Source organism: Dysgonomonas sp. PH5-45 (genome assembly GCF_029893235.1).
Taxonomy (GTDB): domain Bacteria; phylum Bacteroidota; class Bacteroidia; order Bacteroidales; family Dysgonomonadaceae; genus UBA1309.
Window position 1 is genome coordinate 1 of record NZ_JARXWE010000049.1, and the last position, 7206, is coordinate 7206.

A 7206-nucleotide genomic window follows, 5' to 3' on the forward strand; every position below is an offset into this window, starting at 1 on the left:
CTTTAGTTATCGCTTTTTAATCGACTTATAGTCGACACTCACACGAATTTTATTCGTAATCTAACCTATGGATTTCCAATCCATAGTCGTTAAGTCCAGTCTACATCAATCAATGCGCTATTTGTAGCATTTACAGAACTTTCCCATGAAGAGATGTTAAACGTTATAGAGGATGTCCCATTTGAGTTATATGTATTTGAAATACCTGTGTTTTCTCCTCCTTTAGCTGTAATAGTTAGTCTCCAATTTGTATTATGTTCTTTTAGCTGATTTATCGTTTCTTCAGACATGGTTGATCCAATATTTATGCCTACTCCTTTTAATGCAGCACTGGCACCAGATTCTACAGTTTTCTTTTTTCGTGTATAATCGCTCTGATCCATGATGGTAGATCTATACATGGCCTCTAATGTTCCACCGATTGTTATATTGGTTAAAACATGAGTTCCGTATATTTTTATAAAGTCATCGGGTGATAATCTATCTAAGTCAGCAATAAAAGTGCTTGTAACATATGGTTTTATCATTTCTAAATCGGCATTTAGCCATAGTTTTTTCACCCTTTTATTTACACGCGCTTTCGAAAAAGAATATTTAGAAGAAAATGTGTGTCGTTCTTGATATTCTTTATTTTTGCTAAAAGTTCCGGAGAAACCCATTTTCGATGTGTCGGATATCCCTTGATATGCAGCAGATGCTTTAAAATTAGAGCTTTTATTTAGTTCCTGAAGGAGGTCGATAGCATCAACACCTCCATGTATTTCATTTGTTAGTGCTGTTGAATTTGAAGTGTAAAATCTATTGCTATTTTCGCGGACAAATGCTTCAATATCAATAACCATGTGTCTTGGTGCATCTACCCCTAAATATTCGTCGGTAATATCATAGCCATAACCCAATACATCGTATTTTCCATCTGCTGCTGATTTAAAGGAAATAGATTGTTTTGTAGATTGTTCTTCTTCAAAGTGGTTGTCTGAACAAGAAAATAAAATACAGCATGCTGTACCTAGCAGCAGCAAAAAAGAGTTTTTCATAAAAGTTTATTTTGATTAAAATTGTCTTTATTCCCCACAAATATAAGTGTTTTTTGTGGATTTTCACAAAAATTATTTAATCTTTTCAAACCAAGTTATGCGGGGGTTACTCTGAAGCTTTTTTGTTTTCCATTTAATATAAGACTTCTTGCTCCAAAAAGATTTAAGGAAATGGGAGGCTTTGTTCCGTATTAACTTTTTTAGCACAGCTGTATATATAATTCTTTTAGATTCGATACCTTGAATCTTAAATACTTCTTTAGCTACAGGAGCAATTATCCTTAGTGATGTGCTGTCTATACAATCGAACAGTGTTATAATGCAATCAATCGACTTAAATTTGTACCCCTTAAAATACAATTGGTAAAAAAAATTATAGTCGGCACAAATTTTATATTTTTCGTCAAATTTATATTGTTTATGTATTTTTAGCTTTGTAAAAGCAGCTTGATGACAGAATGGTTTTCGGTATGGCATGTTTGTAATAGGTTCTAATTCCTCGAGGTATGAAAAATAAGGTATGTGGTAAACTGTGTTTCCATATACAACATCATACTCAGAGAAATCATTATTCAGAAATACAGAAGACAAAACATCCTCTTTGTAAAATGAGTCACCTGCATTCATGAAAATAACCCAGTCGCCAGATGCTATGTCAATCCCTTTATTCATAGCGTTATAGATTCCTTTGTCTGGTTTGCTATGCCAATAAGCCAGCTTACTTTCATATTTTCTTATAATGTCGGTCGTGCCATCCTTACTCCCCCCGTCGATGATTATATATTCAATGTTTTCATAATCTTGTTTTATTACGGAAAGAATGGTTTCTTCTATAATGCTTTTCGCATTGTAAACGACCGTGACTACCGATATTGTTGGCTTATGATTCTGTATATGGTTCATTCTTCATTTTCTTAGATAGAGAATCTTGGTTTGCAGCGAATGATATCCTATCCTGTAAAAGTTTTTGTAGGACATTCCAAGGTCGCGGATTGCTTCGAGCGGCCACTTCCAGTTATGATAAAGCGCCTGCACAATCCCAACGGCAGCGATAATGCCATATATTCCCCAATGGAATACACCCATAAACAAGGGCGAAAGTATCCCTATGCTGAATCCGGATATGAGTGATGCTTTCAGGTAAGGCATTTCGTTTTTGGTTATCAACAGCAGCAGAGGCAGTACGTGGTTCACATCCAGATAATATACCAACAACAGGAGAGCGAATGGCAGCGTAGGGAGGAATGATTTGTCGGAAAACATGCCAAGCAAACTATCACCAAACAGTATTAAGAATAAAGCTCCCAGGATATAAGTCACGGACATGATAACCACACTCTCGCCAAATATGGAGGTTATTTTTGCTTTGTTACGCTCTATCCGGCATTGCGAAATAACAGGGACATGCGACAGAAAATATAACTGCGACAACGTACTCAAAAAAGCCACGGCGTGCATCGTGACACTATATTGACCAACAAGCGAAAGCGGAAGAAACAACGGTGCAAAGAACGTATTACCCTTTGTGGTAAAGAAAATGGCGAGTTCGGCAATCCCAACCTTCGAGGCATTATACCAAATAATAGGCAACATATTTTGCTGTAAAGCTTGCGTCTGTTTAAGTATCAGCCTTAATCCTCCTTTATAAAAAAACAAATTAGCAACAATACGGTTCACAATTACAGACAACCCGGTGGCTATAGCCAACGACATGATTCCGTACCCCATATTAAGCCCCACGGCTGTTGCAAGCATGTAGACCGATTTGGTAATGATGATAAGTATATTGTTCTCTTTTATCAGCCCCCTGCCCATTATCAGTGCTTGGAAATAATGGAAAAAGAAACTGAACACATTGGCTACAATAAACACATACCATGCGTTCATTATGCCGGCTATTTCGTGGCTATTCTCTAATTGCGAAGTGACATGCGAAATATAATATGTTCCTGCCGTTGCCAGAATAACGAGCATCCCGATAGAAGTATAGCCGTAAAAACGGCGCATGCTCTTAATGAGGCTTTTAAGTAGGGCGTAGTTTGGCCTGTCAAGAACCTCGGCCGAGGGGTCGATGCCTCTTTTTAATAACGAGGTGGCTCCGCTGAAAGTATAAGTGACGTTACGTGTGAATGCGCCTTGGAAACCGAAGTCGAGCAAAGTGACGAACGATTGTACTGCCACAAATACGTACCATATAGCTAATACCTCTGTTGAGAGTATCCGTAAAACAAAAGGCAATACAATTATATTTGCCCCAACATTAAATATCTGGGCAACATAACTCCATATTACGTCAGTCTTTGATAGCTTTATTTTTCCCGGTGTATTGTTTCCCAAAGCAGAATTTTTCAAATAAAATACGTACAAAATTACGAAACTACTTTAAGTTTAACGAAACTTTAACTGCCTTATTGTTCATGGGGTAAACAGAAAAAGAGAGGCCAGACTTTACTGACCTCTCTTCGATATACTTAACCGGTTAGAGCGGGGATGTGCATTACATCATACCGCCCATTCCTCCGCCCATAGGTGGCATCGGAGCCGGATTTTCTTCTTTCTTATCGGCAACGATACACTCGGTTGTCAGGAACATACCTGCAATAGATGCAGCATTTTCGAGAGCAACGCGTGTAACCTTGGCAGGGTCTATAACTCCTGCTTTATTCAATTTTTCGAATTTATCAAGGCGGGCATTATATCCGTAGTCGTCTTTTCCTTCACGTACTTTCTGAACCACAACTGCACCTTCTTTTCCGCAGTTGTTTACTATCTGGCGGAGAGGCTCTTCGATGGCACGTTTTATGATTTCGATACCTGTTGTTTCGTCTTCAGTTTCACCTTTCAAGCCTTCAAGCGAATCGATAGCACGAATATAAGCAACACCACCACCCGGTACTGTGCCTTCTTCTATGGCAGCACGGGTTGCCGAAAGAGCGTCTTCAACACGGTCTTTCTTTTCTTTCATCTCTACTTCCGAGGGTGCACCTACATAAAGAACGGCAACACCACCAGCAAGTTTAGCAAGGCGTTCCTGTAGTTTCTCGCGGTCGTAGTCGGATGTTGTTTTTTCTATCTGTACTTTTATCTGTCCAACACGGTTGCTGATAGCGGTTTTGTCGCCATGACCGTTAACAACGGTAGTATTATCTTTGTTGATGGTAACTTTATCGGCTGTTCCAAGCATGTCGATAGTAGCAGCTTCGAGTTTGATGCCCTTTTCTTCCGAGATAACCACACCACCGGTAAGAGTTGCGATATCTTCGAGCATTTCTTTGCGGCGGTCGCCAAATCCGGGAGCTTTAACGGCTGCTATTTTTAAGCCCGCACGCAGACGGTTTACAACCAAAGTTGTAAGAGCTTCCGATTCGATATCTTCGGCAATAATTAACAGTGAACGTCCTGATTTAAGTGCAGCTTCAAGGATAGGAAGAATGTCTTTCAATACAGAAATCTTCTTGTCATAAATTAATATGTATGGGTTCTCAAGGTCAACTTCCATTTTTTCTGTATCAGTAACAAAATATGGAGAGATGTAACCACGGTCGAACTGCATACCTTCAACTATATCTACGTAAGTTTCGATGCCTTTGGCTTCTTCAACGGTGATAACACCTTCTTTTTTGACCTTACCCATGGCTTCGGCAATGAGTTTACCGATTGTTTCGTCGCCATTTGCCGAAATTTTGGCAACATGTTCAATCTTCTGAAGATTGTCGCCCACTTCGGATGCTTGTCCCTTCAGGTTTTCAACCACTTTGGCTACGGCTTTGTCTATACCGCGTTTCAAATCCATCGGGTTTGCTCCGGCTGTAACGTTTTTCAAGCCTACGCTGATAATTGATTGAGCCAAAACAGTGGCGGTTGTAGTTCCGTCTCCGGCATCTTCATTGGTTTTAGAAGCAACTTCTTTTACCAGTTGAGCACCCATGTTTTCGAAAGGGCATTCCAATTCTATTTCTTTAGCAACCGTTACACCGTCTTTAGTGATGTGAGGAGCGCCAAATTTCTTTTCAATAATAACATTGCGACCTTTAGGGCCAAGGGTTACTTTTACGGCATTTGCCAAAGCATCTACACCATTTTTTAACTGATCGCGAGCTTCGATATTAAATTTAATTTCTTTAGCCATTTTATATTTATATTTTTAATGTTATACTTTTTCGTTTGTTTTTCTGTAAACTATTAAATTATAGCAAGAACATCCGACTGACGCATGATGAGATAGTTCTCTCCATCGAGTTCTATTTCCGTGCCGGCATATTTGCCGTAAAGCACTGTGTCGCCTTTTTTAAGCACCATGTCTTCATCTTTTGTACCGTTACCAACTGCAATAACTTCACCTTTAAGCGGTTTTTCTTTGGCTGTATCGGGGATGATGATTCCACCTACGGTTTTTTCTTCTGCTGTTGCAGGCTTAATAAGCACTCTGTCTGCTAATGGTTTAATACTCATAATATTCAACTTTTTTAATTTATTATTGTTATATTGTTTATAAGATAGACATTAATATTGTATTTAGTCCGTAAGCGAAATCTGTGCCAAAAATATTTGTGTGACAGAATGTCAAGAATGTTTATTCTTCTGAAATTTTGTCACCATTGCTATAAAAACGCTTGCAGAAGATATTTTCTCTTATATTTGTCTTTTAGTATTAAGCAAAACAACTATTATAAACAAAATAAAAGATTGATGAAAAAATTATTATTAGCCATTAGCTTGGTGCTTCTTGCTTTGACTTCGTGTACAGACAAGAATGACTTGAAGGGAACACTCCCTAATAACGACAATGATGGGAAAAAAGTATATCTTTTGGGATCGGAAGATAGCTTTGGGAATTTTGAGGTTGTGGATTCGGCCGTTGTGGAAGGCAATGAATTTAGCTTTGAACGAACCATCTCGGCAAAACCGGTGTTTTTTATGGTTAACATACCCGATATTGTAGGTAGTTTACCCCAGCGCGCGGTGTTTGTTAACGAAAAGGGAACGGTGACCATGACGATAGACACTGTTGTGTCGGTAAAAGGAACTCCGTTGAACGATGTCTTGCAGGAAACACAAGACAAGGGGATAGCCATAGAGAACAAACTGAAAGCTCTTGACGGGGAATTGAGAACAATATCCGACACCTTGGCTCGGAAAGCAAAGCAAGAACAGGCTAAAATATTGATCGACGAATACAATGTCTTGTTGGTTGACTGTATTAAAAAGAATGCGGCGAATTGCGTTGGCGAATTTTTCTTCCTGAACACAATTTCTCCTCTCGATCCTAAGTTTGATGAACTGCTGCCCCTGATGGATAAAACGTTTCAGGATAAGGTTAAAGTCATGTTGGCAAACGAAACTCAAACAGACAACACTTTGCCTGTGGGGGCAAGCTATATAGACCTGAAGGGGCAGACGCCCGATGGCAAGACAATAGCCTTATCGGACTATGTGGGTAAGAATAAACTTGTTCTGATTGACTTCTGGGCATCGTGGTGTGGACCTTGTGTCAAAGAAATGCCATCGGTTGTTGATGTTTATGCAAAATATAAAGGAAAGGGATTGGAAATTGTAGGAATCTCGTTGGACGAAAAGAAAGAAGATTGGACAGCCGCCCTATCGAAACTTAATATGACATGGCCTCAGATGTCAGACCTGAAAGGATGGAACAGTATGCTATCCATTCCTTACGGTGTAGAATCTATTCCCCACACATTGTTGATAGGCAAAGACGGAAAAGTTGTGGCAAAAAACCTTCGTGGCGAAGAATTGCAAAACAAGATAGACGAACTGTTGAAGTAAAAATCCCGTAAGGAAAGCGATAACATCCTAACATAGGTTGACAGGATTATACTAAAATATAACCCGTATTGCCTAAATGCACTACGGGTTAATAGATTATTTGATTAACATACTTAAATCCACGTGAGTTCGATATAAGAAATAATATATAACCTGCTGTTTATTAACGTAAACAGTCAAGTATTTGTGTCCGTTGTCTTTTTTCTTTGAATTCTTTGTGGTAAAAGAAATAAAATTTAACAACAAAGAACCCAAAGCTTTACACTAAGTTCACGAAGTAGATTTATAACTAATGCGAATCAGTAGTTGAAACAATTCGCTGATTTGTTTAGTTAAATTATTTATTATCAATGAAATAAGCGCGTTGAATATTTGCTCAATCTCT

The 7206-nt window shown here is 38.7% G+C and carries 6 protein-coding genes; 1 reads left to right on the top strand and 5 read right to left on the bottom strand.

Features of this window, described 5'->3' with window-relative positions; translation table 11 throughout:
- Positions 1-89 precede the first annotated feature (89 nt).
- From M2132_RS11620 to M2132_RS11640, 5 genes are all read right to left on the bottom strand, one after another.
- On the bottom strand, positions 90-1037 hold the full coding sequence (locus M2132_RS11620) for an MAC/perforin domain-containing protein (RefSeq protein WP_280673723.1): 948 nt from the start codon (positions 1035-1037) through the stop codon (positions 90-92).
- Positions 1038-1109: 72 nt separating this feature from the next.
- On the bottom strand, positions 1110-1940 hold the full coding sequence (locus M2132_RS11625) for a glycosyltransferase family 2 protein (protein WP_280673724.1): 831 nt from the start codon (positions 1938-1940) through the stop codon (positions 1110-1112).
- A gap of 3 nt (positions 1941-1943) precedes the next feature.
- Positions 1944-3374, bottom strand: coding sequence for an O-unit flippase-like protein (wzx, locus tag M2132_RS11630; protein ID WP_280673725.1), 1431 nt, complete (start codon positions 3372-3374; stop codon positions 1944-1946).
- Positions 3375-3534: 160 nt separating this feature from the next.
- Positions 3535-5166: a chaperonin GroEL gene (gene groL / locus M2132_RS11635; protein WP_280673726.1), complete on the bottom strand. Its 1632-nt coding sequence runs from the start codon at positions 5164-5166 to the stop codon at positions 3535-3537.
- 53 nt (positions 5167-5219) lie between these two features.
- A complete protein-coding gene (locus M2132_RS11640) occupies positions 5220-5489 on the bottom strand; it encodes a co-chaperone GroES (protein WP_280673727.1) in 270 nt (89 codons plus the stop codon).
- Between the two features lie 237 nt (positions 5490-5726).
- Here M2132_RS11640 and M2132_RS11645 point away from each other — a divergent pair, with 237 nt between their 5' ends.
- The gene (locus M2132_RS11645) at positions 5727-6821 is read left to right on the top strand and encodes a TlpA disulfide reductase family protein (RefSeq protein WP_280673728.1); all 1095 of its coding nucleotides are present in this window, start codon (positions 5727-5729) and stop codon (positions 6819-6821) included.
- Positions 6822-7206: the final 385 nt, after the last annotated feature.